Source organism: Pseudomonas sp. GM33 (assembly GCF_000282295.1).
Lineage (GTDB): Bacteria > Pseudomonadota > Gammaproteobacteria > Pseudomonadales > Pseudomonadaceae > Aquipseudomonas > Aquipseudomonas laurylsulfatiphila.
Window position 1 is genome coordinate 1 of sequence record NZ_AKJO01000190.1, and the last position, 25,144, is coordinate 25,144.

Here is a 25,144-nt window from a genome sequence, read left to right on the forward strand (position 1 = left end):
CCGCAGGCTGCGATCTTTTTTTATGCGAGGCAGAAAATCTCTGTCGCCAGCACTGGACATGCCGGACAAGCGGGTTCACCTTAGGAGCGCTGTCGTCCAATTCCTAGAAAGTCTGGAGTCCTTATGTCGCTTACCCCTGAGCTGGTTGCCGAACTGGAAGTCCTTGCACTCTTCAACCTGGACAGTTCCCAGGAAGGTCTGAAAATTCATCAGACCGCTGCCCCGAAACACATAGCCGCCGCCAAACGCCTCTTTGAAAAAGAACTGACCGACCAGCCTGATGGCGGTTACCTGACCAGCCTGGGTCGTGATGCCGCGCAAAATGTGCAAAGCGTGCTGACTATTCTTAACGCCGAAGTAACAGCCTGAATTCTGCCGCATCGCCCACGGAGACCCCGATCCAGGGATTTCCGCGGGCACATCCCACCCTGATTCCTGTCCCCACCGATAGAAATCTGACGCCAGAAAAATAAATCAGCTTAAAAGTCCTCGCCTCAAGGCGCTAAACTGCCCCCACCTGAGACTCCCACGTCCGTGCCCTGCGAGCCGGTTTGAGCTGACATGACCCGCACCCATGAAATCCGCCCCGATCTGGACGAGGGAATCGACCGCAAGGTTCTCAGCCAGCTGCGCGCACGCTTTCTGAAGCTCAACGAAGGGCGCATGACGCGCGCCATGGAAGGCTTGTCGACCCGCCAGCAAGGGGTCCTGACCTTGCTGCCGCTGTTTTTCCACGTTAATCATCCGCTATTGCCCGGCTACGTTTCCGGCAGTACGCCGGCGGGGCTGTCGAATTTCGAACCGGACGCCAATGTCCTCGCAGAAGCCCAGCGCCTGACCCGCTCGTTTTCCTACAAGCCTCGCCACGGCAGCAACCCGCCGAGGCCGATTCACGGACTGTTCCTGATGGGCAGCCTCGGCACCCTTGCCCAGGCCGACCAGAGCGACATGGATGTTTGGGTCTGCCATGGGCCGGACCTGGCCGAGAACGAACTCGCCGAGCTGCGCAAAAAATGCCAGCTGCTGGAAGCCTGGGCCGCCAGCCAGGGCGCCGAAGCGCACTTTTTCCTGATCGAACCGACCCGTTTCGTCCGTGGCGAGCGCGACACCCAGTTGAGCTCGGAAGATTGCGGCACTACCCAGCACTACCTGTTGCTGGACGAGTTTTACCGCACCGCGATCTGGCTGGCCGGGCGTACGCCGATCTGGTGGCTGGTGCCGGTCTACGAAGAATCGAGCTACGACCGCTACACCCATACCTTGATTTCCAAGCGCTTTATCCGTGCCGATGAAACCCTCGACCTCGGCAACCTGGCCTTTATCCCGCCCGGCGAATTTATCGGCGCCGGGCTCTGGCAGCTGTTCAAGGGCATCGAGTCGCCCTACAAATCGGTACTCAAGCTGCTGCTGACCGAGGTATATGCCAGCGAACACCCCAGGGTCCATTGCCTGAGCCTGCGCTTCAAGCAAGCGGTATTCGCCAACCGGCTCGACCTCGACGAGCTGGACCCGTACGTAGTGGTGTACCGGCGCATCGAGGAATACCTGATCGCCCGCAACGAACCGGAACGGCTGGAACTGGTGCGCCGCGCGTTGTACCTGAAGGTCAATCGCAAACTCACCGGCAATAGCCGCACCCAGAGCTGGCAGCGCTCTTTGCTTGAGCGTCTGGCCCATGAATGGCACTGGGACCAGCGCCAACTGGCCCTGCTCGATAGCCGCAGTCAGTGGAAAGTCCGTCAGGTCGGCTCCGAGCGGCGGGCGCTGGTCAATGAACTGAACTACAGCTACCGCTTCCTCACCCAGTTTGCCCGACAGGAGCAAACGGTCAGCCGCATCAACAAGCGCGACCTGAGTGTCCTCGGGCGTCGGCTATACGCCGCTTTCGAGCGCAAGGCCGGCAAAGTCGAGTTCATCAACCCCGGTATCGCCCCGGACCTGGCTGAAGACACCCTGACGCTGGTGCACGCGCCGAACAGGAAAGAACCGGGGCAAAGCCAGTGGGGCTTGTACAACGGCAGCCTGACGGCGCTGGAGTGGGAACATTTCGCGCCGATCAAACGCAGCCGTCACTTGCTCGAGCTGCTGACCTGGTGCCACCGCAATGGCGTAATCGACAGCAGTACCCGACTGGCCCTGCACCCTGGCACCAGCGACTTGAGCGAGTTCGAGCTGTTCAACCTGCTCGGCAGCCTGCAACAGACCATCGCCCTGCCCTTGCCCACCGTCGCCGAAGAACCTCTGTTGCGCGCCAGCGTGCCGAGTGAAGTGCTGATTCTGGTGAATGTCGGCATCGATCCGCTCAAGCACCATCGCGACCTGAACATCCTGATGACCACCGAGCGCACCGATTCACTGAGCTACGCCGGGGTTCGGGAAAACCTGGTGCTGACGCTGGACCAGGTCACGCTCAATAGCTGGAACGAAGTGCTGGTGGCTCGCTACGACGGCCCCCACGCCCTGCTCGACTGCATTCGCGATTACCTCAACAACCTGCCAGCCGGGCCGCAACAGCCGAAGCTGAAGGTGCGCTGTTTCTGCCATAACCGCGCGCAGTTCATCGCACAACGGGTGGAAGACATCCTCGACACTGCGCAGAACCTGCTGCTGAGCCGGCTCAATCACCGCTACCTGATCCAGGTCCAGCAGCACTACCACGTGCTGGAGCTGGTACCGGGACAGGTCCAGCACATCGCACTGGACACCCTGCCGGCGTTGATCGATTACCTGGGTGAAGAAATGGCGAGCTACAGCCCGCTTCACCTGGACCCAAACGCCCTGGAAGAGCACGACCTTGCGCTGTTCCTGCCAACGGGCCAGCCGGACTCCATCCAGGTATTCTATCGGGTCAACGAAGATCAGGCTGATCTGTACGTGCTCGATGAGCTCAATGCCCTGTGGCAGCAACGCCTGCCCTGGCACGACGAGCAAAGCCTGCTGGTGCCGCTGCAGCGGTTCCTGCAATCGATCCAGTACCGTCGCGATGCCCTGTTGCCGATGGACGCTGCCCACCCCTTGAACCTCTACACCCGGTATTGCCAGCTGTTGCCGTCAGGCCCTGGCCGGGCGCGTCGCATTGAAGCCCGGCCGGTGCCGCAGACGCCAGTGAACAAACCCTTTTACGACGTGCAGGCGATCGTCGGCAAAGCCGCACCGGGTCAGGTGCAGGTGACGTTGTATTGCAATCAACGGGAGTTTTCCGAACTGGAGCATGGCGACCAGCTGTTCAGCGTGGTCGCCCGGGAAATCGTCGGGCAGCGCCGGGAAACAGAACGCTACCGCTGCTACATCACCGACCTCGACCTGTCAGGCTTGCTCGGCGAAGGGCAGAGTTCCACCCATCTGTACCTGCGCTACAAAGCAGACCTGGAGCAGGCATTGAACGAGGCGCTCGATCAGGTCTGAGGGGGATGTCACTCCGGGAACGCGCCGCCATTGGCCGGCTGCGATTCGACTTCCAGCAACGTCAGCTTCAGGGTCTTGCCGCCCGGAGCCGGCCAATCGATATGCTGGCCAACCTTCAGGCCGAGCAGCGCGCTGCCCACCGGCGCCAGGATTGAGACCTTGCCTTCGTCGGCATTCGCATCCTTGGGGTACACCAGGGTCAGGTGGTAGTCCTTGCCACTGCCTTCTTCCCGGCAATGCACACGGGAATTCATGGTCACGACATCTGCCGGCACTTCATCGTGGCCGACCACGGTATCGGCGCGATCCAGTTCGGTTTGCAACGCAATAACGCCCGGCAGCGTGTCGTCCAGGCTGTCGATCAGACGCTCCAGACGCTGGACGTCCAGACGGGTAAGGGTGATGGAAGGTGCGGTCATGATCTGGGCAGACTCCTTTCTTCTGCACGAAAAAAGCAAAACCCCGCCAGAAAAAGGCGGGGTTTTCACAAGCCTCGATGGGTTGAGGCGTATCCGGACACTATCACAGCTCAAAAAATATACAAGCCGGGGCCGGATGCCAGCACCGCCCCCCTGTAGGAGCTGCCGAAGGCTGCGATCTTTTGATCTGGATTTTTGGCGGCTCTGAAGACGCTGAAGATCAAAAGATCGCAGCCTCGCTTCGCTCGACAGCTCCTACAGGGCGGTGGCTTTGCGCTCAGAGGCCTGGGCGCAGATGACACGGCGGCGATCATCGTCGGCCGAGCGCCATTCGCGGATGTCTTCGACATGGCGGAAGCAGCCCAGGCAGACTTTCTGCTCGTCCAGCCGACACACACCGCTGCACGGCGACGGCACCGCCGGGCTGACATTGCTGTAGAGCGGCTTCGGTGGGCGGACAGACGCAGGCTGAGTCACGATCTCACAGGCCTTCGAAATCGAGCTCGACACCGGCCTGCTGCTGGACAATACGCTCAAGCATTTCACCCAACTGCTCTTCGCTCTTGTCACACATCCAGCGCTCGCTTTCTTCGTCGTAGTCGAAGTGGAAACCACCGGACACCGCCGCCAGCCACAGCTGACGCAGCGGCTCCTGGCGACTGAAGATCAACTGGCTGCCGTTCTCGAACTTGACGGTCAGCACACCGGCCGAGCTTTCGAGGTCGATATCCAGGTCGCTGTCGTCAAAGATGTCCTCCAGGGTTTGCTGGGTGGCATCGACCAGGTCGTGGAAACGCGCTTCGGACAAACTCATTACGGCAACCTCAAAAAGTGTCTGATCAGGCTCAAGCGCCGCAAGATACGACCGAGCCTCGTCGATTGCAAAGGATAATGACCAAGCGGCCGTCTGTGGGAGCGGGCTTGCTCGCGAAAGCGGTGGTTCAGTCAACAAAGAGGCAGAATGTGCTGGCCCCTTCGCGGGCAAGCCCGCTCCCACAGGGATTGCGTGATACCAACCGGTATCGGCCCAACCCCCGCCGGACGGGCGGTCCGTTGCATAGGCAAGCTGCCGGGTGGCCGGTATACTCCGGCGCAATTAATGCATTTTCAAGGATTTCGCCATGAAGCGCCTGATCTCTTCCCTTGCTGCGCTCCTCGCGGTTGCCTGCCTTGTGTCGGCCTGCGGTCAAAAAGGCCCGCTGTACCTGCCCGATGAAGACCAGGACCCTGTCGAGCAAGCCAAGTCATCGCAGCAGCAGCCTGCCTCCAAAGCACACAAGCACGACGTCTACCAATAATAAGGGAACCTCATGGACGCTTTTAACTACCGTGACGGTGAACTGTTCGCGGAAGGTGTTGCCCTGTCTGCCATCGCCGAGCGCTTTGGTACGCCGACCTACGTTTACTCCCGTGCACACATCGAAGCCCAGTACCTGGCTTATGCCGATGCGCTGGCCGGCACGCCGCACCTGGTGTGCTTCGCCGTCAAGGCCAACTCCAACCTGGGCGTCCTGAATGTCCTGGCGCGTCTGGGCGCCGGTTTCGACATCGTCTCCCGTGGTGAACTGGAACGTGTACTGGCCGCTGGCGGCAGCGCCGACAAGATCGTGTTCTCCGGCGTCGGCAAGACCCGTGACGACATGCGTCGCGCCCTGGAAGTCGGCGTGCACTGCTTCAACGTCGAATCCACCGACGAGCTCGAACGCCTGCAAGTGGTCGCTGCCGAACTGGGCGTTCGCGCGCCGATTTCGTTGCGCGTCAACCCGGACGTCGATGCCGGCACCCACCCATACATTTCCACCGGTCTGAAAGAGAACAAGTTCGGCATCGCCATCGCCGACGCCGAAGACGTGTACGTACGCGCCGCGCAACTGCCGAACCTGGAAGTGGTCGGCGTCGATTGCCACATCGGTTCGCAACTGACCACCCTGCCGCCGTTCATCGACGCTCTCGACCGCCTGCTGGGCCTGGTAGACCGCCTCGGCGATTGCGGCATCTACCTGCGCCACATCGATCTCGGTGGTGGCCTGGGCGTGCGCTACAAGGACGAGGAGCCACCACTGGCTGCCGACTACATCAAGGCCGTGCGTGAACGCCTCGATGGTCGCGACCTGGCGCTGGTGTTCGAGCCGGGCCGCTTCATCGTCGCCAACGCCGGTGTATTGCTGACCCAGGTCGAATACCTCAAGCACACCGAGCACAAGGACTTCGCCATCGTTGACGCCGCCATGAACGACCTGATCCGCCCGGCGCTGTACCAGGCCTGGATGGACGTCACGGCCGTGCGCCCGCGTCAATCGGCGGCCCGCGCCTACGACATCGTCGGCCCGATCTGCGAGACCGGCGACTTCCTGGCCAAGGATCGTCAGCTGGCCCTGGAAGAAGGCGACCTGCTGGCCGTGCATTCGGCCGGTGCCTACGGGTTTGTCATGAGTTCCAACTACAACACCCGCGGCCGTACCGCTGAAGTGTTGGTGGACGGTGATCAGGCATTTGAAGTGCGTCGCCGTGAAACGGTAGCCGAGTTGTTTGCTGGCGAAAGCCTGCTGCCGGAGTAAAACCATGCTGCTGCGTTTTACCAAGATGCACGGCCTGGGCAATGACTTCATGGTCCTCGACCTGGTCAGCCAGCACGCGCACATCCTGCCCAAACATGCCAAGCAATGGGGCGACCGGCACACCGGCATCGGTTTCGACCAGTTGCTGATCGTCGAGGCGCCGAGCAATCCGGACGTGGATTTCCGCTACCGGATCTTCAACGCCGACGGTTCCGAAGTGGAACAGTGCGGCAACGGTGCGCGCTGCTTCGCCCGTTTCGTGCTCGACAAGCGCCTGACCGCAAAGCGGCTGATTCGGGTCGAGACCAAAAGCGGCATCATCGAGCTCGACGTGCGTAACGACGGCCAGATCAGCGTGAACATGGGCGCCCCGCGCCTGGTGCCGGCGGATATTCCGTTCCAGGCACCGGAGCAGGCCCAGAGCTATCAGGTCGACGTCGACGGCACCCCGGTCGATCTGGCCGCCGTGTCCATGGGCAACCCCCATGCCGTGCTGCGGGTCAGCGATATCAACAACGCGCCGGTGCATGAGCTGGGGCCGAAAATCGAACATCACCCGCGCTTCCCGGCACGGGTCAATGTCGGTTTTCTTCAGGTCATCGACCGGAGCCGCGCGCAGTTGCGCGTCTGGGAACGTGGAGCCGGGGAAACCCAGGCTTGCGGAACCGGCGCCTGTGCCGCCGCAGTGGCCGCGATCAGCCAGGGGTGGATGGATTCGCCGCTATTGATCGACCTGCCTGGCGGGCGCTTGTCCATCGAATGGGCAGGCCCTGGCCAGCCGGTGATGATGACCGGCCCGGCAGTGCGTGTATATGAAGGACAAGTGCGTCTTTGAGTGAGCGAAATCCATGACAGACAAGCCTCAGGTACCCGCACGACAAGCTGACGAATCACCGTCCGAAAGCCTGGAGGCGGCGGCTGTTGCCGCGTACCTGGAGGCTCATCCGGACTTCTTCGTCGAGCACGAAGAGCTGCTCCCGTCATTGCGTATTCCCCATCGACGCGGCGATACGGTGTCGCTGGTGGAGCGTCAGATGACCATTCTGCGCGACCGCAACATTGAACTGCGTCATCGCCTGTCGCATTTGATGGACGTGGCCCGGGACAACGACCGGCTGTTCGAAAAGACCCGTCGCCTGATCCTCGCGCTGATGGACGCCGCCAGCCTGGAAGACGTGGTGATGTGCGTCGAAGACAGCCTGCGCCAGGAATTCCAGGTGCCCTTCGTCAGCCTCATCCTGCTCGGCGACAACGCCATGCCGGTGGGCCGCTGGGCCACTCACGCCGAAGCGCAAGTGGCCATCGGCGGCTTGCTCTCGGAAGACAAAAGCGTCAGCGGCAGCCTGCGCGAACATGAACTGGACTTCCTGTTCGGCGAAGAACAGCGCAAGCAGATCGGCTCCACCGCGGTCGTCGCCATCAGCCACCAGGGCATCCACGGCATCCTGGCCATCGCCAGCCGTGATCCGCAGCACTACAAAAGCTCCGTGGGCACCTTGTTCCTGAGCTACATCGCTGAAGTCATGGGTCGCGTGCTGCCACGGGTCAACAATTCCCTGCGCTCGGTACGCTGAACATGGAACGACAACTGGACGCTTACTGCGAACACCTGCGCAGTGAGCGGCAGGTGTCGCCGCACACGCTGTCGGCCTACCGCCGCGACCTCGACAAAGTGCTGGGCTGGTGCGTCAAACAGAACATCGGCAGCTGGGCCGCGCTGGACATCCAGCGCATGCGCAGCCTGATTGCCCGCCTGCACGCCCAAGGGCAATCGTCCCGCAGCCTGGCGCGATTGCTGTCGGCCGTTCGCGGGCTCTATCACTACCTCAATCGCGAAGGCCTGTGCGACCACGATCCGGCCAATGGCCTGGCGCCGCCGAAAGGTGAACGCCGCCTGCCGAAAACCCTCGACACCGACCGCGCCCTGCAACTGCTGGAGGGTGGTGTGGAGGATGACTTCCTGGCACGTCGGGACCAGGCGATTCTGGAGTTGTTCTACTCTTCCGGGCTGCGGCTGTCGGAGCTGACAGGGCTCAATCTTGATCAACTCGACCTCGCCGACGGCATGGTCCAGGTGCTCGGCAAAGGCAGCAAGACCCGCCTGCTGCCGGTAGGAAAAAAAGCCCGCGAAGCGCTGGAGCAGTGGCTGCCACTGCGGGCCATGGCCAACCCGGTGGACGATGCGGTGTTCGTCAGCCAACAGGGGCGACGTCTCGGCCCCCGAGCGATCCAGGTGCGGGTCAAGGCTGCCGGCGAGCGCGAACTGGGACAGAACCTGCATCCGCACATGCTGCGGCACTCCTTCGCCAGCCATTTGCTGGAATCCTCACAGGACCTGCGCGCGGTGCAGGAACTGCTCGGGCACTCGGACATCAAGACTACGCAGATCTACACCCACCTGGACTTCCAGCACCTGGCCACGGTCTACGACAGCGCCCACCCAAGGGCCAAACGCATTAAGGGCGACGATTCATGAGCATTCAGTTGATCACCTTCGACCTCGACGACACCCTGTGGGACACCGCACCCGTCATCGTCAGCGCCGAAGCCATATTGCGTGCATGGCTGACCGAACATGCGCCCAACCTGGGGGCGGTGCCGGTGGAACATTTGTGGGCCATACGCGAACGCATCCTGAGCATCGAGCCGAACCTCAAGCACCGTATCAGCGCCTTGCGCCGGCGCGTGTTGTTCCAGGCCCTGGAAGAAGCCGGATATCCCCATGCTGAAGCGTCGGACCTGGCCGATCAGAGTTTCGAAGTGTTTCTGCATGCCCGGCATCAGCTGGAAATATTTCCAGAGGTGCAACCGACCCTGGAGTTGCTGGCCAACCATTACGCCCTCGGCGTGGTCACCAATGGCAACGCCGATGTGCGTCGACTAGGCCTGGCTGACTACTTCAAATTTGCGTTGTGCGCCGAAGACATCGGCATCGCCAAACCCGATGCGCGGCTGTTCCATGAAGCCCTGCAACGCGGCGGCGCGACGGCTGATACGGCGGTGCATATTGGCGATCATCCGGGTGATGACATTGCCGGTGCGCAACAAGCGGGGATGCGGGCGATCTGGTTCAACCCGGCGGGCAAGGTCTGGGAAGCGGAACGGTTGCCGGATGCCGAAATTTGCAGCCTGACCGAATTGCCGGCGTTGTTGGCGCGGTGGAATTCGTCTTCGGCCTGACGAAAAAACCTGTGGGAGCGAGCTTGCTCGCGATGAGGGCTTAACATTCAAAATAAATGTTGCCTGACACTCCGCCATCGCGAGCAAGCTCGCTCCCACAGGGATCACCACAGGTTTCATATTTTTTGTTCCGGGCATGAAAAAGCCCGCAGCGACGGCGGGCTTTTTCAGCAAGCGGGTAGCAGGCTCAAATAGGCCGGCTGCCGTACTTGTTATCCGGCTTCTTGGGAGGATCGGCGACCACATTGGCCTCCACTTCCTGCACCTTGCCACCACGCGCAAGGAACTCTTCCATGGCCTTGGCCAGGGCATCGCGCTCCTTGTTCTTGGCTTCGACACTCGGCAGCTCATCGACCGATACCGCTGCCTTGGCTTTGCCTTTGGCGGTCGGAACGGGCGCATCACCGCCGTCGTCTTCAGCGACGTCTTCCGCCGCTGCTTCCAGACCTTCTTCGGTTTCGTCGTCGTCGCCTACTTCGAGGTCGTCGTTTTCCAGATCATCGTCGCTCATGTTCTACCTCATGACTTGCGAAAAGCAGATTAGTTATAGCCCAGCTTTGCCCTCTGTCGAAGGCTGCCGGAAAAAAATCAACAGCCGCTGCTGACCAGCGGTTATGCCTCTTCACCGTGCACGGTGGCGAGGACTTTACGGGCACCGCCATGATCGCGGTGCTCGCCCAGATAAACGCCTTGCCAGGTTCCCAACGCCAGCCGGCCTGCCGAAATCGGCAAACAGAGCTGACAGCCAAGCACGCTGGCCTTGAAGTGCGCCGGGAGGTCGTCCTGGCCTTCGTCGTTATGCTCATAGCCGTCTGTTCCTTGTGGGATCAGACGATTGAAAAACCGTTCGAAGTCGCGACGTACCGCCGGATCGGCGTTCTCGTTGATGGTCAACGACGCCGAGGTATGCTGCAGCCACAAATGCAACAGACCGACCCGACACGCCTTGAGTTCAGGCAGGCCGGCGAGTAACTCGTCCGTTACCAGGTGAAAGCCCCGGGGCCTCGCCCGCAAGGTAATCAGAGTCTGTTGCCACATACAGTTCTCCGCACGTTCGGGGCGCATTCTAGCGCGCTCTGGGAAAAAACAAAGGCCCTAATATTCCTTCAATCATGTAAGCCTTCGACCGCACAAAAACACCCGACGTAAACATCCTAAAACCTGTAGGAAAAAACCTTTCAGCTCACCCTTCAATGACAAATTTCAGACAAAAAAATGCCCGGCAAGCCGGGCAAGTTTTTTATGCGCCTGCTTACAAGTTGTAGCCGCGTTCGTTGTGAAGCGCCAGATCGATGCCGACCGCCTCTTCTTCTTCATTGATGCGCAGACCCATGACCGCATCCAGCACCTTGAGGATGATGTACGTGGCGATCGCGGTGTAGATCACCGTGAAACCTACGCCTTTGCACTGAATCCACACTTGTGCGGCGATGTCGGTCACGGTGCCGAAGCCACCCAGAGAGGGAGCTGCGAACACACCGGTCAGGATTGCACCGAGGATACCGCCGATACCGTGTACGCCGAAGGCGTCCAGGGAGTCGTCATAGCCGAGCTTGCGTTTCAGGGTGGTGGCGCAGAAGAAGCACACCACGCCAGCCGCCAGACCGATGACCAGCGCACCCATCGGGCCAACGGTGCCGGCAGCCGGGGTAATTGCCACCAGGCCGGCAACCACGCCCGAAGCGATGCCCAGTGCGCTAGGTTTGCCATGGGTGACCCACTCGGCAAACATCCAGCCCAGCGCAGCAGCGGCAGTCGCGATTTGCGTCACCAGCATCGCCATACCGGCGGTACCGTTGGCCGCAGCGGCGGAACCGGCGTTGAAACCGAACCAGCCGACCCACAGCATGGCCGCGCCCATCAGGGTATAACCGAGGTTGTGCGGTGCCATCGGCGTGGTCGGGAAACCTTTGCGCTTGCCCAGCACCAGGCAGGCAACCAGACCGGCCACACCGGCGTTGATGTGCACCACGGTGCCGCCGGCGAAGTCCAGAACGCCCCAGTCCCACATCAGGCCGCCGTTACCGGACCAGACCATGTGCGCAATCGGCGCGTAAACCAGGGTGAACCAGATGCCCATGAAGACCAGCATCGCGGAGAACTTCATCCGCTCGGCGAAGGCACCGACGATCAGCGCCGGCGTGATGATGGCGAAGGTCATCTGGAAGGTGATGAACACCGCTTCAGGGAACAGCGCCGCAGGACCGGTCAGGCTGGCTGGCGTGACACCGGCAAGGAATGCCTTGCCCATGCCGCCGAAGAACGAGTTGAAGTTGACGACGCCCTGCTCCATGCCGGTGGTGTCGAACGCGATGCTGTAGCCATAAATGACCCACAGGACGCTGATCAGACCGGTAATGGCGAAGCACTGCATCATCACGGAAAGAATGTTTTTCGACCGGACCATGCCGCCGTAGAACAGCGCGAGGCCGGGAATGGTCATGAACAGCACCAAGGCTGTAGAGGTCAACATCCAGGCAGTGTCGCCAGAGTTGAGGACCGGGGCCGCCACTTCGTCTGCCGCCAAAGCAAGGCTGGGCATTACGATGGACAACAGGGCTCCTAGCCCTGCGAATTTACGCAGAGTCATATTGTTTTCTCCTGGGGCGTTGGGTTTGTGGCGGCTTAGATTGCGTCGGTATCGGTTTCGCCGGTACGGATGCGAATCGCCTGTTCCAGATTGACCACGAAGATCTTGCCGTCACCGATCTTGCCGGTGTTGGCCGCCTTGGTGATGGCTTCGATTACCCGGTCCAGATCCTTGTCGTCGATGGCGACGTCGATCTTCACCTTGGGCAGGAAATCGACCACGTATTCCGCGCCGCGATACAGCTCGGTGTGCCCCTTCTGCCGGCCAAAGCCTTTGACTTCAGTGACGGTAATGCCCTGCACGCCGATCTCGGACAGCGACTCGCGTACGTCGTCCAGCTTGAACGGCTTGATGATGGCAGTGACTAGCTTCATGAAAACTCTCTCCCGAATTGGTGGACTTGCCCCAGGAAAACAAACCCGTCTCAAGTCTAAGCGCAGTGCCTGGCTTTGTAACGCATCGTCGGCCTTACCTGCCCGTCCGACGCCAGCTAACCGCTCCTTGCGAAGCACTCCCCGTGATTCGCCTGGCGCACTGCATTCGTCACAGCGACTGCATCAGTGCATGGGTCACCAGCATCTAAGCAGAAAGCTTGCCATCTCCACAAAACTGACTGTTTTCAAGCCTTTACCGGCGGATGGCGGATACTTCGCGACAACACCCGGCACGTTACGCACAACAACGGTGCGACGCCGTCCGTCCCGATGCGCGAAAACCGTGCACCCCTTGCCCGCGCAAATGACTATAGACACTGCGTGATACACTGCCCGTCATTGTTTCCAGGACATTGCCCATGCTCGCGCCAAAAGACTTCCTCGACGCCCTGACCGGCACCGCCTCCCGCCTCTTCAGCGGCGACACGCCCCTGCCGAAAGCCGAAATCGAAAGCCAGTTCAAAATGTTGCTGCAGAGCGGCTTCAGCAAACTGGATCTGGTGAGCCGGGAAGAGTTCGATAGCCAGATGGTTGTATTGGCGCGCACGCGGGCGCGGCTGGAGGCTCTTGAAACGAAGGTTGCGGAGATGGAAGCGAAGCTCAATCCGCCAACCGAGTAACCCATCAATCCCGCTTTGAAACACAGCCCCCCCTGTAGGAGCTGCCGAAGGCTGCGATCTTCTGATCCCAAGCCCCGCAAAAATCCCGGCAACGTCCTACAAACATCACACCGCCGTCCGATTGCGTCGCCAGGTATCCGATCTCTAAGCTCATCCCCGCTGAATGTTCAGCACTGGGTTTGGCGACCTGGAAAAACCCCGACGCACTACGACCACATTCGAAATAGGGAGTTTCTCCCCATCTTGAGTTATGGCAGCTGTGCGTGGGAGACCTTAAGGTCTGCCGGTTTTCGGGCGTCACCGGTTCGCCAACCCGCGCATGGCTGCCACCCTTTTCGTTTGGCGACGATCAGAGGCAGTTTCTCTTCACTCGACCCCGAGAACTGCACGATGGAAGAAAACTACCTAACCCCCCAGATCTTCACCCGCCACAAACTCCACCTCCACGCCCTCCTAATACAAAACCAACCTTGGTTCAGCGCCCGCGACCTGGGCCGATTACTTCGCATCTACCTCAACGACCGCCAAGTCCAAAAACTCGATCCTGACCAATACCAAACCACCCAAACCCTCATCTACGGCCGCATCGAAAACACCCTGCTGATCAGCGAATCCGGTGTCTACGCCATGCTCGTCTACCACTACTGCCCCGAATATCGAGCCTTGCGTGAATGGCTCACCCACGAAGTCGTCCCCGCCCTGCGAGACGCCCAACACCCCACCACAACCGAACGCCCACAACTGAGCCTGCTCAACTGGCCGGAAATGTCGTTGAGTCTGCTGCACTGGAATAACCAGCCGTGGATTCGGTTGCAGGATGTGCCGCAGATGCTGCCTGATCAGGAGGCTTCAAGGCCTGCTATCAGTGCGCCTTGGTGGAAAAGAGCCGCGAAGATGCTTCACGCATTTTGAATAAAAACCCCACGCTTTTGGCGTGGGGGTCAGAAAATCCAAGACAACAATCAGGCACAGTGCGCAAGCCGCTCAACCTGATCCCGAATCGCAGCCCCTCGTTCAATCTCGGCTTTACGCAAATCGTAAGTTGATTGCAGGTTCAGCCAAAATTCCGGGGTAGTGTCCAGACAGATAGATAACCTTAAAGCCATATCAGCACTGACACCCCGACGCTGGAGCACGATGTCGTTCACCGTAGGTGTCGACACATTCAACGCTCTTGCCAGAGCGGCAGCCGTAAGGCTCAGAGGCTCCAGGTATTCCTCTTTGAGGATCTCGCCAGGGTGAACCGGGCGCATACCATTCTTAGTCATTACTCACCTCAGTGATAATCGACGATTTCGACATTCTCTGGTCCGTTAGGACCCCAAATGAAGCAAATTCGCCATTGAGCGTTGATACGAATGCTGTACTGACCCTTTCGATTCCCCTCCAGCGCCTCCAGGCGATTACCCGGCGGGGATCGAAGGTCTATCAACACGGCAGCAGCATCAAGCATCGTCAGCTTTCGTTCCACGACGCTCAGAATGGCTGACCACATACGGGTCTTACCGTTGCGAAACAGGTACTCGGTCTCAGAACACTTAAAGCTAACGATCATAATTTAAAGCTTAACGTTATGCATTAATCTTGAGTGTATAAGCTGACTTGCCAAATGCAACCAAGAGGGCGTGACTCTCAGTGACCTTTCAACATTTTAGGAAAAGGACTACCTGCTCGACTCCTCAAAGCCTTCATTGATCGTCTCGCACTTCAGCGCAGGCAATATCCTGCGATAGTTTCCCTACCCCTGCCGTCACGCGAAAACACCAACACACAACTACCCTTCAAAAACCCGCAGGAAGCGGCCCCCGTTTAGCTCAAGGAACGACCATGTCCCTCTCCATAGTCCACAGCCGCGCCCAGGTGGGCGTCGAGGCACCCGCCGTCACCGTAGAAGTTCATCTGGCCAACGGCCTGCCATCCCTGACCATGGTCGGCCTGCCCGAGGCGGCGGTGAAGGAAAGCAAGGACCGGGTGCGCAGTGCGATCATCAATTCGGGGCTGCAATTTCCGGCGCGACGGATCACGCTGAATCTGGCGCCGGCGGATTTGCCCAAGGATGGCGGGCGCTTCGATCTGGCGATTGCCCTGGGGATTCTCTCGGCCAGCGTGCAGGTGCCGACGCTGACACTGGATGACGTGGAGTGTTTGGGGGAGTTGGCCCTGTCAGGTGCGGTACGGGCAGTTCGAGGGGTGTTGCCCGCGGCGTTAGCGGCACGCAAGGCCGGGCGCTGGCTGATGGTGCCACGGGCGAACGCTGAGGAAGCGTGCCTGGCGTCGGGACTGAAAGTGATTGCCGTTGACCACTTGCTGGAGGCCGTCGCACATTTCAACGGGCATACACCGATCGAGCCTTATGCTTCCGATGGACTGCTCTGCGCCAGCAAACCTTATCCCGACCTGAATGAGGTGCAAGGGCAGCTGGCGGCCAAGCGTGCGCTGTTGATTGCGGCTGCGGGGGCTCATAACTTGCTGTTCAGCGGACCGCCGGGGACGGGAAAAACATTGTTGGCGAGTCGTCTGCCGGGGTTGTTACCACCACTGGCCGAGAGTGAAGCACTGGAAGTTGCGGCAATTCTATCAGTCGCCAGTTGTGTGCCATTGAGTCATTGGCCGCAACGACCGTTTCGCCAACCCCATCACTCCGCCTCCGGCCCGGCACTGGTGGGTGGCGGCTCGAAACCACAACCGGGCGAAATCACCCTCGCCCACCACGGTGTACTGTTCCTCGATGAGCTCCCGGAATTTGATCGCAAGGTATTGGAGGTATTGAGAGAGCCACTGGAGTCCGGCCACATAGTGATTTCCCGCGCCAAGGACCGCGTACGCTTCCCGGCGCGCTTTCAACTGGTCGCAGCGATGAATCCCTGCCCCTGTGGATATCTCGGCGAACCGAACGGCCGCTGTTCCTGTACGCCGGACATGGTGCAGCGCTATCGCAACAAACTGTCGGGGCCGCTGCTCGATCGTATCGATCTGCACCTTACGGTTGCACGCGAAGCCACGGCGTTAAATCCTGCGTTGAATCCCGACGACGATACTGCCACCGCCGCCAGGTTGGTTGCCGATGCACGAGAACGGCAACAAAAGCGCCAAGGCTGTGCCAATGCGTTCCTCGATTTGCCGGGCCTGCGCAGACACTGCAAGTTATCCACAGTTGACGAAACCTGGTTGGAAACGGCGTGTGAACGGCTGACCTTGTCACTGCGAGCGGCCCATCGGCTGCTCAAGGTTGCTCGCACCTTGGCGGACCTTGAGCAAGTCGATGGTATCACCCGTGAACACTTGGCCGAAGCGCTGCAATATCGGCCGGCAACACTCTAGTCAGCGTCACCCCTTGGTGAGATCAACCAACGGCGTCTGCCGCATCTCAGCTTCCCGCCCACCCTGAGTCTCGCTCACCTGCTTCAACGCCTAATCCACAGCTGCTTTATCCGCCAGCAAGCCGTAACTGATCCGGAACTGCTTCTGTTCCTTCGGCCCAATCGTCAGCACCAGGTTCAGTGGCCGCTGATACCGGCGGTTGTAGGAAAAACTCGTTCCCGGTTCCAGCCCCGTGACATAGTCCTGCCCCTGGGTATCAGTGTTTTTCCATACAGAGAACACGGGCAGTGTTTGAGTATTGAAACCCGACCGCCCCCAGGCTGCCGCCATTGTTGTGCAAGACGGTCAACGTATAGCCCTTGGCATCGGCATACGGCACCACGTTGTAAACCGTCTCGTCGTAGTCCTTGGTCGGTGCGCGGTCGGTTTGCCAATCTGGCAGATCGCCTTTGGCTTTGTCGTTGAACGGTGAGACCTGTTTCACCGGCGCAACGAAGTGGGCGCCCTGTTCCAGGAACGGCGTGCTGAAGTTGCTGTGATACAGCGCCTGGTATTCCTTCGGATAGTCGCCGTTGTTGGTCAGGGTATCGTTGAGCGCGAACACTACGCTGCCAGGTTCGATGACCAGTTCGGTCGCCACGGAAAAGTCGACTTTCTTGAATACCCGCTCTTTCAGCTCGCCACGCAGACTGATGGCGTATGGTGGTTTGTCATCGATGTGCAGGGTGACTTTGTTGGCCGGAATGTTGGCTGCGCGGACGTGCAGGGTCAGCAGTTCACCGTAGTCCATGCCGGGATGACCGACCCTTTCGTAGCCGCAGCGGGTGACCAGCTCATTGAAACCTTCGAGCCAGCCCAAGCCACCGCGGCCACTGAGTTCGCTGAAGGACGGGTTGACCACTTCCTTGACCGGCGAATCCCAGCCCATGCGCACACTGCCGACCGAGGCCTGCAAGACGTTCATTCCGCGAGTAGGCACTACCGAAAGTTTCATCGTGCCGTTATCGATGTCGACGATGCCGACGCCCTCCTGCCGACCGCCGTGCAAAGTGCGCAGGGCAACGCTGAAGGGTTTGTCGGTTTTTATGCCGAGTTGCTGGCTGGTGATCTGCCAGCTCTGGGCGGCTTTGTCGGTGTCAGCAGGACGTAATCCCAGGCCATGGCGTGGGAGGCGGACAGCGCGGCAAGAGCGACGAGGAGTTTGAGCGAGATCATGGGGAAAGCCTTTCTTGGAGTTGTGCATTTTTTATAGCGCTGATGAAACGATTCATCAGCTTAAAAAAGCTTACACCCGAGCCTTCCCAAGCCAATTAAAATTGACCTTATGCAACCTCCGCGCGCTTACGTTAGTCTCATAAGGTTTGAGCCTCTGGCAGATTGATGGCGATATCATTATGGCATTAAGGTCGCCCGCTAACTGCAGGAGCAGGTACAGACAGTTTTGTCTGTCATTTTTGCGCAACGGATCGTATGGAGTTTGAATGCGCGGGGCACTATTACGCAGCGGTAAGAGCGGGTCATTCACTGCCCTCGGCGAAACAGGTCAACCGGTCTACCGGGCAGCCCTGCAATTGCGCGAAGCCATTCGCCGCAAGAACCCCGATTTGGTCGATCATCTGGCCATCCCTCAAAGCGATGAACTCGGCAATCAGATCGATTGGTACAGCGCCTTCGACGGCGATGTGATTCCGTGGAGCAGTGCGACAGAAGAAGAACGCGCCCCTGCCCGCCGCCAACTTGAAGCCCTGAAGATCGCACTCGAGGAATTGAGCCAGCGTTTCCTGGGCACTGATTCCGGCGAACAGCAGCAAGGCGATAAAGCCGTGTTCGGCAAGTTGCTCAAGCGCGTCATTCATATCCCCGACGAAAACTTCGTCTACCTGGTGCAAGGCAAACCGGTGCTGACTTTTTGGGGGTTCGAGCACGCCGGTACCGACCTCAATCGCGATCCCCTGCACTGCCTCTATCAGGTTCCGCCGCTGCCACCCGTAGTCGAAGCGCCTGTTGTTCCACCCGTCGTGCCCGTGGTGGCCCGTCCGTGGTGGCGTCGTTGGTGGTGGCTGTTGCTGCTGCCGCTCCTGCTGCTCCTTTTGTGGCTGTTGCTCGGCCTGCGCGGTTGCGTCCCGATTCCATTAGTGGCGGTGGACCTGCTGCCTGAGGGCATCGTTCCGGTGGAAAAACAACTGGAAGAGCCGCAACTGCCCGGCAATGTCACGACGCTCAATGGCATTCCGGTGACAGGCTCAGTTATAGGCTCCACCACTGGAACGGGCACCGCTGTGACTGGAGCCCAAGGCGTGGAATCGCCAGCCGTCGAGGGCAACGAGGCTGACGCAGCACCCGCCGACTTGAGCAAAGACCCAGCCAGAGACCCGGCAGCCGAAAACAAAACCGCGCCGCCGGATGTCACATCGCCCGAGGCCGAAAAATCCGCAGCCGCAAAAGCCGGCCCTCCCCTGAGCATCCCGCCAGACGCCGCCGACGGTGCCGCCAAGTTCCTCGACGGTCAGTACAACGCAGGCGCCGGGATACAAGACCGCCGGACCGGCAAACCGCTGCGTCTGGAATACCAGCTCAAGGACGGTAAGGGCCAAGTCACCGTACACCAGGCCGACGGTTCCAAATGCAGCGGACCGGTAAGCGCTACCATGAAGGGTGGCAGCCTGGCCATCGACAGCCAAGGCCAGGCCGTGTGCGGCGATGGCAGCACTTACGAAATGCCCAAGGTCAACTGCCGCCCAGGGGCGACCACGGTCGCGGACTGCACTGGCGGTTACGGAAAAGAACAATTCCCCATGTCCATGCGGCAAGCTGCCGAGAAAACGGAATAACCCGACATGTTGCCTGAAGTCACTCAATTCGAAGACACCGTCACGCTGGTCTGCGACACCGGCATCCAGTTCATGGATTTCGCCCTGCGCCTGGATCCCCGCAAGGAACCGGCCGGCGAATTCGCTCCGATGATCAGCGGGCTGATCTGCCGCCTGGCGTACAACGAAGAGAAAGACTTCTTTTTCTACGAGCCCGAACCGGAAAAGGTTGAAAAAGCCAAACCTGCGTTCAGCATCGACATGAAAAGCAGCCTCGAATTGCTCGACGGTATCTGGCTGCCGATCCCGTTTTTCCGCTTCATGCCGCCCCATCGCTTCGATGAAGGTCCGACCAACTGGTCGCGCATGCGTCTGGTGAAACTGGCGACACCCGACATCGACGGCAACACCCACCGCCTGACAATGGCCTTCGACAGCCGCGTGATGCCCAAGCGTGACGGCACTGCTTACTTGGCGCCAAACGAAGAAGACATGAGCTCCGGTGTGTCTTTCAAACTGGCGACAAAGGCCAGCGAAACCCGCTGGTTCCTGGCGCAGCCGTGGGTCAACGAGTGGTTGCTGGAAGTGTTCAACGAGGGCAATGCCCACCGTCCGCGCGCAGAGTTGGACACCGATATTCGCGCCAGCTATCACCTGGCGCACTACCTTAACTTACTCAGCCTGTTGAGCACGCCGTCAGCCGCCCAGCAGTCGACGGCCCGGGCGAAAGTTGAAATCCCCGAGCTGAAAGTGGTCGCCAACGACAGTAATGGCCTGGTCAAACCGATTCCGGTGGACCTGGTGCTGGATGTCGGCAACTCGCGCACCTGCGGCATCCTGATCGAAAACCACGGCCAGGCCGGCTCCGGGCTGAAGCAGAACTACGTGCTGGAACTGCGCGACTTGATCACCCCCGAACACACCTACAATCTGCCGTTCGAAAGCCGCGTGGAATTCGCGCAGCCGTACTTCGGCAAGGACCACTGCTCGGTCAAGAGCGGCCGTCACGACGCGTTCCAATGGGCAACGATTGCCCGTGTCGGCAATGAGGCCAGCCGTCTGGCCAGCCGTCGTCGCGGTACCGAAGGCTCCACCGGCCTGTCCAGCCCGAAACGCTATCTGTGGGACGAAAACGCCTATGGCCACGGCTGGCGTTTCAACTGCTCGTACATCAAGACCGACAACGAGCCGTACGCCACCGCCGCGCCGTTCTCGCATCTGATCAACGAAACCGGCGAGGCGCTTTACAGCCTCGAAGAAGACGATCGCCTGCCGGTGTTCATGCCGCGTTACTCACGCAGCTCGCTGATGACCTTCATGCTCGCCGAAGTGCTGGCCCAGGCGCTGTCGCAAATCAACAGCCCGGCCCAGCGCTCGCGCCAGGGGCACACCCGCGTGCCGCGCCAACTCAACAGCGTTACCCTGACCGTGCCGCCGGGTATGCCGCAGGCCGAGCGCAGCATCCTCAACGAACGCATGCTGCAAGCCATCGGCCTGGTGTGGAAAAGCCTCGGCTGGCATGCCGGCGAGGAAGATCCACATCAGGATCAGGCCGTCAGCCCTCGCACGCCGATCCCGAGTATCCGCGTGGAATGGGACGAAGCGTCCTGCGGCCAGTTGGTGTACCTGTACACCGAGGTCAACGAGAACTTCGCCGGTCACCCGGAGGAGTTTTTTGACACCATCGCCCGACCGGACAAGACCGATCGCCAACGCATCACCCTCGCGACCATCGACATCGGCGGCGGCACCACCGACCTGGTGATCACCGACTATCGCCTCGACCGTGCGGGAAATACCGGCAGCGGCAGCAACGTGCACATCGTGCCCGAGCAGCGTTTTCGCGATGGCTTCAAGGTGGCCGGCGACGACATCTTGCTGGACGTGATTCAGGACTTCATCCTGCCAAGTTTCGAGAAGGCCTTGCAGAACGCTGGCGTGAAAGCCCCGGACTCGCTGATGTCAAGGCTGTGTGGCGATGAATCGGTCAGTGCCCAGGACATGATCCTGCGTCAACAATTGAACCTGCAGGTGTTCGCACCACTGGGCCTGGCGCTGCTCAAGGCGTACGAGCATTACGATCCGCAGGTCCCACAAGAAGTCACCCCGCAAAGCTACCGCCAATTGCTCGGTGACAACGCGATCAGCAAGAGCGTGCTTGACTACGTCAATGCTGCCGTGCGCCGCGATGTCGGCGGTCAGAGTGGTTTCGACCTGAATGCGGCACCAATCAGCTTCGACCTGCAAAAGCTCCACGCCGCCTTCCTCAACGACCAGATCAACATCACCAAGATCCTAGGTGCGCTGTGTGAGGTGGCCGCGCAGTACCCGTGCGATGTCTTGCTGCTGACCGGCCGTCCTTCGCGCCTGCCTGGCATCCAGGCGTTCATTCGCAAGGTGTTGCCACTGCCACCGGGACGCATTCTGGCGCTGCAAAACTACCGCACCGGCGGCTGGTATCCGTTTCACAAGAACGGCCGGATCGACGACCCGAAAAGCACCGCCTCGGTCGGCGCCATGCTCTGCCTGTTGTGCGCCAACCACAGCGTGCCGAACTTCTACTTCCGTGCTTCGGCACTCAAGCCGTATTCGACGGTCAAGCACATCGGCGTCATCGACCTGAACAACGTGATCAAGGATGCGGACGTGCTGTACCGCGACATCCAGTCCGAAGATTACAAAATCAAGCTGCCGGAAATTGGCGTTGGCGTTGGCGATGCCGCCGACACACCCCAGCTGGAAATGCGCGGCGATCTGCGCCTCGGTTTCCGCCAGCTGGCCACCGACCGCTGGGCCGCCTCGCCGCTGTATACCTTGCGATTCACCAAGGCTGGTCGGGAGAAGTTTTCCCGCGCAATCGGTGAAAACGGCAGCGCGCCGATGCTCAAGGTGCGGTTCGAGGTCAAACCGGCGGACAAATACACGCGCAAGCAGGATCTGGTCAGCGACCGTCTCTCGGTTCGCGACATCGAATCCAACAGCAACAACGTCAACTTCAACCCGCGCAGCGACCTCGAACTGGAACTCAACACCATGCTCGACGCCGGCCTGAGCGAGACCAAGTACTGGCTCGACAGTGGAAGTGTGAAACGCAAATGAACGATCTGACCCCCGATCAAACTCAGCTCTCTGCCAGTTGGGCCGCTGTTTATGAAGGCGCCGGTCAGGCGCTGGACTGGATTGGCCAGACGCGCGGCAATGCGCCGCGCCTGGACAGCGAAGCCGACAACCTGAACATCCGCCTGCACCGCGCCCGCAACCTGGCCCAAAGCCTCGGTCGCGTGGCCTGTACGCCGATGACCATTGGCTTTTTCGGCTTGTCCCAGGCGGGCAAGTCGTACCTGATTTCGGCCCTCGCCGCCGGTCAGAACGGCAAGCTGGAAACCGAGTTCGGCGACCAGCGCCTGGACTTCATCAAGCACATCAACCCAGTGGGTGGTGGCAAGGAAGCCACTGGCCTGGTAACGCGCTTCAGCCGTCGGGCGACGGAAAGCCAGGACAAGGAATTCCCGGTAGAACTTACGCTGTTCAAGGAAATCGAGCTGGCGAAGATTCTCGCCAACGCCTGGTTCAAGGATTTCGACCTTGAACGGATTTCCTACGAGATCGACGAAGATCGCATCCAGCGCGTGCTCAAACCGTTCGAAGGCCGCGAAACCGGGTCGCTGCAAACGGGGGTCAATGCCGACGATCTGGTGTCGCTGTGGGATTACCTGCGCGACAATTTCCGCAACTCGGTAAAAAAACTTGAGCACCTGTACTGGCCCACAGCGTTGCAACTGGTGCCACGCCTGAATTTCCAGGAACGAGCCGAGCTGTTTTCGATCCTCTGGGGTGAGCAAAGCGAGTTGACCCGCGTGTACCAGCAACTGGCCGGCGCTCTGCACAAGCTGGGCCTGCCCGAGACGGTGTTCGCACCGCTGAAGGCCTTGGTGAGCTTCGACAACGACACCTACAGCCAGCGCGACAGCATCATGAACGTCGATATCCTCGAACGTTTCGGCAGCCCGCTGGATTTACCGATCGACGTTCGACCGCTAGTGGGCGATCGGCTGCAAAACAGTCAGGCGGTTCCCGTCGCGCAACTGGCGGCACTGACCGCCGAAATGACCTTTCGCCTGATCGAAGCGCCGGTGGATGACATCGTCAATCAGGTCGACTTGCTGGACTTCCCCGGTTATCGCGGACGCCAGAAACTGCACGAGATCGCCGATTCCCACGACCCGCAATCCACCGCCAAGGACAACTCGGTTTCCCAGCTGATCCTGCGCGGCAAGGTTGCCTATCTGTTCGAACGCTATACCGACAACCAGGAAATGAACGCGCTGGTGGTCTGCACAGGCACGACCAAGCAAAGTGACGTCAACGACGTGGGCCCGGTGCTGACCCGCTGGATCGAAAAGACCCAGGGCGCCGACTCAGCCGCGCGCAGTAAACGCGACACCGGCCTGATCTGGGCGTTGACCATGCTAGACCTGCGCATTACCAACTCTCTCAGCCTGACACCCGATCAGTACGACGAGAGCTGGAACGGTATGGTCAAACTGACCATGCTGGAGCGCTTCGGCAGCCTGAGCTGGATGAACGACTGGGCCGGCACACCGTTCCAGAACACCTACCTGGTGCGCAAACCGCGTATGGACGCGGCGTTCATCGGGCAAGACGCGACCGGCGCAGAAACCGGCCTCAATGCCATCTATCAGGAACGTGTCAGCGCGCTGGGCACCAGCTTCGCCAGCAACGCTCTGGTGTGCAAACACATCAAGAACCCGGCCAACGCCTGGGCAGAAATGCTGCGCAACGATGACGGTGGCATCAGCCACTTCAGCGGCAGTTTCAAAGGCGTGGCCAATATCGAATTCAAATTGCAGCGCATCCGCGAGCAATTGAGCGAATGCCTCGAAGGCCTGACCACTCACGGCCTGAGCACCTGGTACCACGCCGACGGCGACGGCGCCGCAGCCGCCAAGAAAGCCAAGTCGCAGATGATCCTGACGGGCCTCGGCCGTCGTCCGGCGGTGCTCGGTGAGTTGATCGATCAACTCGACATACCGAGCGAAGAGGTCCGCGACCTGTATCTCAGCGGTGTGTACGAAACCGATGACGAGTCCGTCGTGAAAGACGAACCGGCTGCCCCGACACCGAGCCAGAGCCTATATGGCAACGACGCCGGTTTCGATTTCGATTTCAGTGACGACCTGAGCCACGATGCGCCGATCAGCATCAAAACCGGCACCCCGGCGCCCGAGTTGCAAAGCAACGAGCACCGTTTTGCCAAAGCGGCATTCAAGGCCTGGATCGCGCACCTGCGTGAACTGACCACCCGGCAAAGTCTGCTCAACCTGCTGGGGCTTGAAAAGGCCTTGCTGGAAGCGGTGGTCGATGAACTGATCACCGCCGGCTATCGCCAGGACTTGCCGGGGCAACTGAGCCGCGCCGTCCTCAAGCGCGCACAAAGTGGCGCGCGACGCGATCAACTGGTCGAGCGCCAGGTACTGGAAGTGCAACGTGTTCTGCGTGATTTCGTATCCTGGTTCGGCTACCTCCAGAAGCCGGTGAACGAGCGTCCGAACAGCCGCGCCGGAGCCAAGGCGCCTTTGTTTTCGTTCTATGCCGACATTGGCCCGGGACAAGTGCCGGTGCTGCCGGCGCAACCAGCCAATCAGGCACAGCTGTATCTCGGCGACTGGCTCTCGGGCCTGGCCTACATCACGCAAGACAATGCCGGCCATGGTGCCGGACGTGAAATTACCCCTGAACAGAACGAACGGCTGGGCCACGTGCTCACAGCCTTCACAGCGAGATAA

The 25,144-nt window shown here is 60.2% G+C and carries 23 protein-coding genes and 1 pseudogene; 14 read left to right on the plus strand and 10 right to left on the minus strand.

What is annotated here, in order from left to right; translation table 11 throughout:
• Positions 1 to 123 precede the first annotated feature (123 nt).
• Together PMI26_RS00610 and PMI26_RS00605 are read left to right on the plus strand one after the other, a co-directional pair.
• A complete protein-coding gene (locus PMI26_RS00610) occupies positions 124 to 369 on the plus strand; it encodes a TIGR02647 family protein (RefSeq protein WP_007980796.1) in 246 nt (81 codons plus the stop codon).
• Positions 370 to 561: 192 nt separating this feature from the next.
• On the plus strand, positions 562 to 3,405 hold the full coding sequence (locus tag PMI26_RS00605) for a class I adenylate cyclase (RefSeq protein ID WP_007980798.1): 2,844 nt from the start codon (positions 562 to 564) through the stop codon (positions 3,403 to 3,405).
• An 8-nt stretch (positions 3,406 to 3,413) separates the two neighbouring features.
• Here PMI26_RS00605 and rnk read toward each other — a convergent pair whose 3' ends face one another.
• The 3 genes from rnk to cyaY all read right to left on the minus strand — a co-directional run bounded on the left by rnk (position 3,414) and on the right by cyaY (position 4,638).
• Positions 3,414 to 3,824 carry a nucleoside diphosphate kinase regulator gene (gene rnk / locus PMI26_RS00600; protein WP_007980800.1) on the minus strand — a complete coding sequence of 137 codons (411 nt, stop codon included), beginning with the start codon at positions 3,822 to 3,824 and terminating at the stop codon, positions 3,414 to 3,416.
• Between the two features lie 255 nt (positions 3,825 to 4,079).
• Entirely contained in the window at positions 4,080 to 4,301 is a 222-nt protein-coding gene (locus PMI26_RS0130025) for a DUF1289 domain-containing protein (RefSeq protein WP_015097337.1), read from the minus strand.
• A 4-nt stretch (positions 4,302 to 4,305) separates the two neighbouring features.
• Positions 4,306 to 4,638 (minus strand): iron donor protein CyaY, encoded by a 333-nt coding sequence (gene cyaY, locus PMI26_RS00595; RefSeq protein ID WP_007980802.1) that lies wholly within the window; start codon positions 4,636 to 4,638, stop codon positions 4,306 to 4,308.
• Between the two features lie 307 nt (positions 4,639 to 4,945).
• Between cyaY and lptM the strand changes: the two genes are divergently transcribed.
• The 6 genes from lptM to PMI26_RS00565 are packed head-to-tail and all read left to right on the plus strand — an operon-like array spanning position 4,946 to position 9,562.
• Positions 4,946 to 5,122 (plus strand): LPS translocon maturation chaperone LptM, encoded by a 177-nt coding sequence (gene lptM, locus PMI26_RS31160; RefSeq protein WP_007980804.1) that lies wholly within the window; start codon positions 4,946 to 4,948, stop codon positions 5,120 to 5,122.
• 12 nt (positions 5,123 to 5,134) lie between these two features.
• On the plus strand, positions 5,135 to 6,382 hold the full coding sequence (gene lysA, locus PMI26_RS00585; protein WP_007980806.1) for a diaminopimelate decarboxylase: 1,248 nt from the start codon (positions 5,135 to 5,137) through the stop codon (positions 6,380 to 6,382).
• Between the two features lie 4 nt (positions 6,383 to 6,386).
• A complete protein-coding gene (gene dapF / locus PMI26_RS00580) occupies positions 6,387 to 7,217 on the plus strand; it encodes a diaminopimelate epimerase (protein ID WP_007980808.1) in 831 nt (276 codons plus the stop codon).
• 13 nt (positions 7,218 to 7,230) lie between these two features.
• Positions 7,231 to 7,956, plus strand: a complete 726-nt coding sequence (locus PMI26_RS00575; protein WP_007980809.1) for a DUF484 family protein — start codon at positions 7,231 to 7,233, stop codon at positions 7,954 to 7,956.
• Between the two features lie 2 nt (positions 7,957 to 7,958).
• Complete coding sequence (gene xerC / locus PMI26_RS00570) at positions 7,959 to 8,858, plus strand: tyrosine recombinase XerC (protein ID WP_007980812.1); 900 nt, start codon at positions 7,959 to 7,961, stop codon at positions 8,856 to 8,858.
• Complete coding sequence (locus PMI26_RS00565) at positions 8,855 to 9,562, plus strand: HAD family hydrolase (protein WP_007980815.1); 708 nt, start codon at positions 8,855 to 8,857, stop codon at positions 9,560 to 9,562. The genes xerC and PMI26_RS00565 overlap by 4 nt, the downstream gene beginning before the upstream one ends.
• A gap of 187 nt (positions 9,563 to 9,749) precedes the next feature.
• Here PMI26_RS00565 and sutA read toward each other — a convergent pair whose 3' ends face one another.
• The 4 genes from sutA to glnK all read right to left on the minus strand — a co-directional run bounded on the left by sutA (position 9,750) and on the right by glnK (position 12,526).
• Positions 9,750 to 10,073 carry a transcriptional regulator SutA gene (gene sutA / locus PMI26_RS00560; RefSeq protein ID WP_007980816.1) on the minus strand — a complete coding sequence of 108 codons (324 nt, stop codon included), beginning with the start codon at positions 10,071 to 10,073 and terminating at the stop codon, positions 9,750 to 9,752.
• A gap of 101 nt (positions 10,074 to 10,174) precedes the next feature.
• Positions 10,175 to 10,600: a secondary thiamine-phosphate synthase enzyme YjbQ gene (locus tag PMI26_RS00555; RefSeq protein WP_007980818.1), complete on the minus strand. Its 426-nt coding sequence runs from the start codon at positions 10,598 to 10,600 to the stop codon at positions 10,175 to 10,177.
• 214 nt (positions 10,601 to 10,814) lie between these two features.
• Positions 10,815 to 12,152: an ammonium transporter gene (locus PMI26_RS00550; protein WP_007980820.1), complete on the minus strand. Its 1,338-nt coding sequence runs from the start codon at positions 12,150 to 12,152 to the stop codon at positions 10,815 to 10,817.
• Between the two features lie 35 nt (positions 12,153 to 12,187).
• Positions 12,188 to 12,526 (minus strand): P-II family nitrogen regulator, encoded by a 339-nt coding sequence (glnK, locus tag PMI26_RS00545; RefSeq protein ID WP_002555808.1) that lies wholly within the window; start codon positions 12,524 to 12,526, stop codon positions 12,188 to 12,190.
• A 419-nt stretch (positions 12,527 to 12,945) separates the two neighbouring features.
• Here glnK and PMI26_RS00540 point away from each other — a divergent pair, with 419 nt between their 5' ends.
• The gene (locus tag PMI26_RS00540; RefSeq protein ID WP_007980822.1) at positions 12,946 to 13,206 is read left to right on the plus strand and encodes an accessory factor UbiK family protein; all 261 of its coding nucleotides are present in this window, start codon (positions 12,946 to 12,948) and stop codon (positions 13,204 to 13,206) included.
• 390 nt (positions 13,207 to 13,596) lie between these two features.
• The gene (locus tag PMI26_RS00535; RefSeq protein ID WP_007980824.1) at positions 13,597 to 14,118 is read left to right on the plus strand and encodes a BRO-N domain-containing protein; all 522 of its coding nucleotides are present in this window, start codon (positions 13,597 to 13,599) and stop codon (positions 14,116 to 14,118) included.
• 50 nt (positions 14,119 to 14,168) lie between these two features.
• Here the strand turns inward: PMI26_RS00535 and PMI26_RS00530 are convergent, their stop codons facing one another.
• Together PMI26_RS00530 and PMI26_RS00525 are read right to left on the minus strand one after the other, a co-directional pair.
• A complete protein-coding gene (locus tag PMI26_RS00530) occupies positions 14,169 to 14,474 on the minus strand; it encodes a HigA family addiction module antitoxin (protein WP_007980826.1) in 306 nt (101 codons plus the stop codon).
• Between the two features lie 8 nt (positions 14,475 to 14,482).
• Positions 14,483 to 14,761, minus strand: coding sequence for a type II toxin-antitoxin system RelE/ParE family toxin (locus PMI26_RS00525; protein WP_007980828.1), 279 nt, complete (start codon positions 14,759 to 14,761; stop codon positions 14,483 to 14,485).
• A gap of 272 nt (positions 14,762 to 15,033) precedes the next feature.
• Here PMI26_RS00525 and PMI26_RS00520 point away from each other — a divergent pair, with 272 nt between their 5' ends.
• The gene (locus PMI26_RS00520; protein WP_007980830.1) at positions 15,034 to 16,527 is read left to right on the plus strand and encodes a YifB family Mg chelatase-like AAA ATPase; all 1,494 of its coding nucleotides are present in this window, start codon (positions 15,034 to 15,036) and stop codon (positions 16,525 to 16,527) included.
• Positions 16,528 to 16,533: 6 nt separating this feature from the next.
• On the opposite strand, the pseudogene PMI26_RS0130030 reads toward PMI26_RS00520, so the two are convergent.
• Positions 16,534 to 17,742: pseudogene (locus PMI26_RS0130030) on the minus strand (aldose 1-epimerase family protein).
• Positions 17,743 to 18,008: 266 nt separating this feature from the next.
• Here PMI26_RS0130030 and PMI26_RS00515 point away from each other — a divergent pair.
• From PMI26_RS00515 to PMI26_RS00505, 3 genes are read left to right on the plus strand one after another with little or no spacing between them, the layout of a single operon-like run.
• A complete protein-coding gene (locus tag PMI26_RS00515; protein WP_007980834.1) occupies positions 18,009 to 19,358 on the plus strand; it encodes an SrfA family protein in 1,350 nt (449 codons plus the stop codon).
• A 6-nt stretch (positions 19,359 to 19,364) separates the two neighbouring features.
• Positions 19,365 to 22,436, plus strand: coding sequence for a virulence factor SrfB (locus tag PMI26_RS00510; RefSeq protein ID WP_007980836.1), 3,072 nt, complete (start codon positions 19,365 to 19,367; stop codon positions 22,434 to 22,436).
• On the plus strand, positions 22,433 to 25,144 hold the full coding sequence (locus tag PMI26_RS00505) for a putative virulence factor (RefSeq protein WP_007980837.1): 2,712 nt from the start codon (positions 22,433 to 22,435) through the stop codon (positions 25,142 to 25,144). The genes PMI26_RS00510 and PMI26_RS00505 overlap by 4 nt, the downstream gene beginning before the upstream one ends.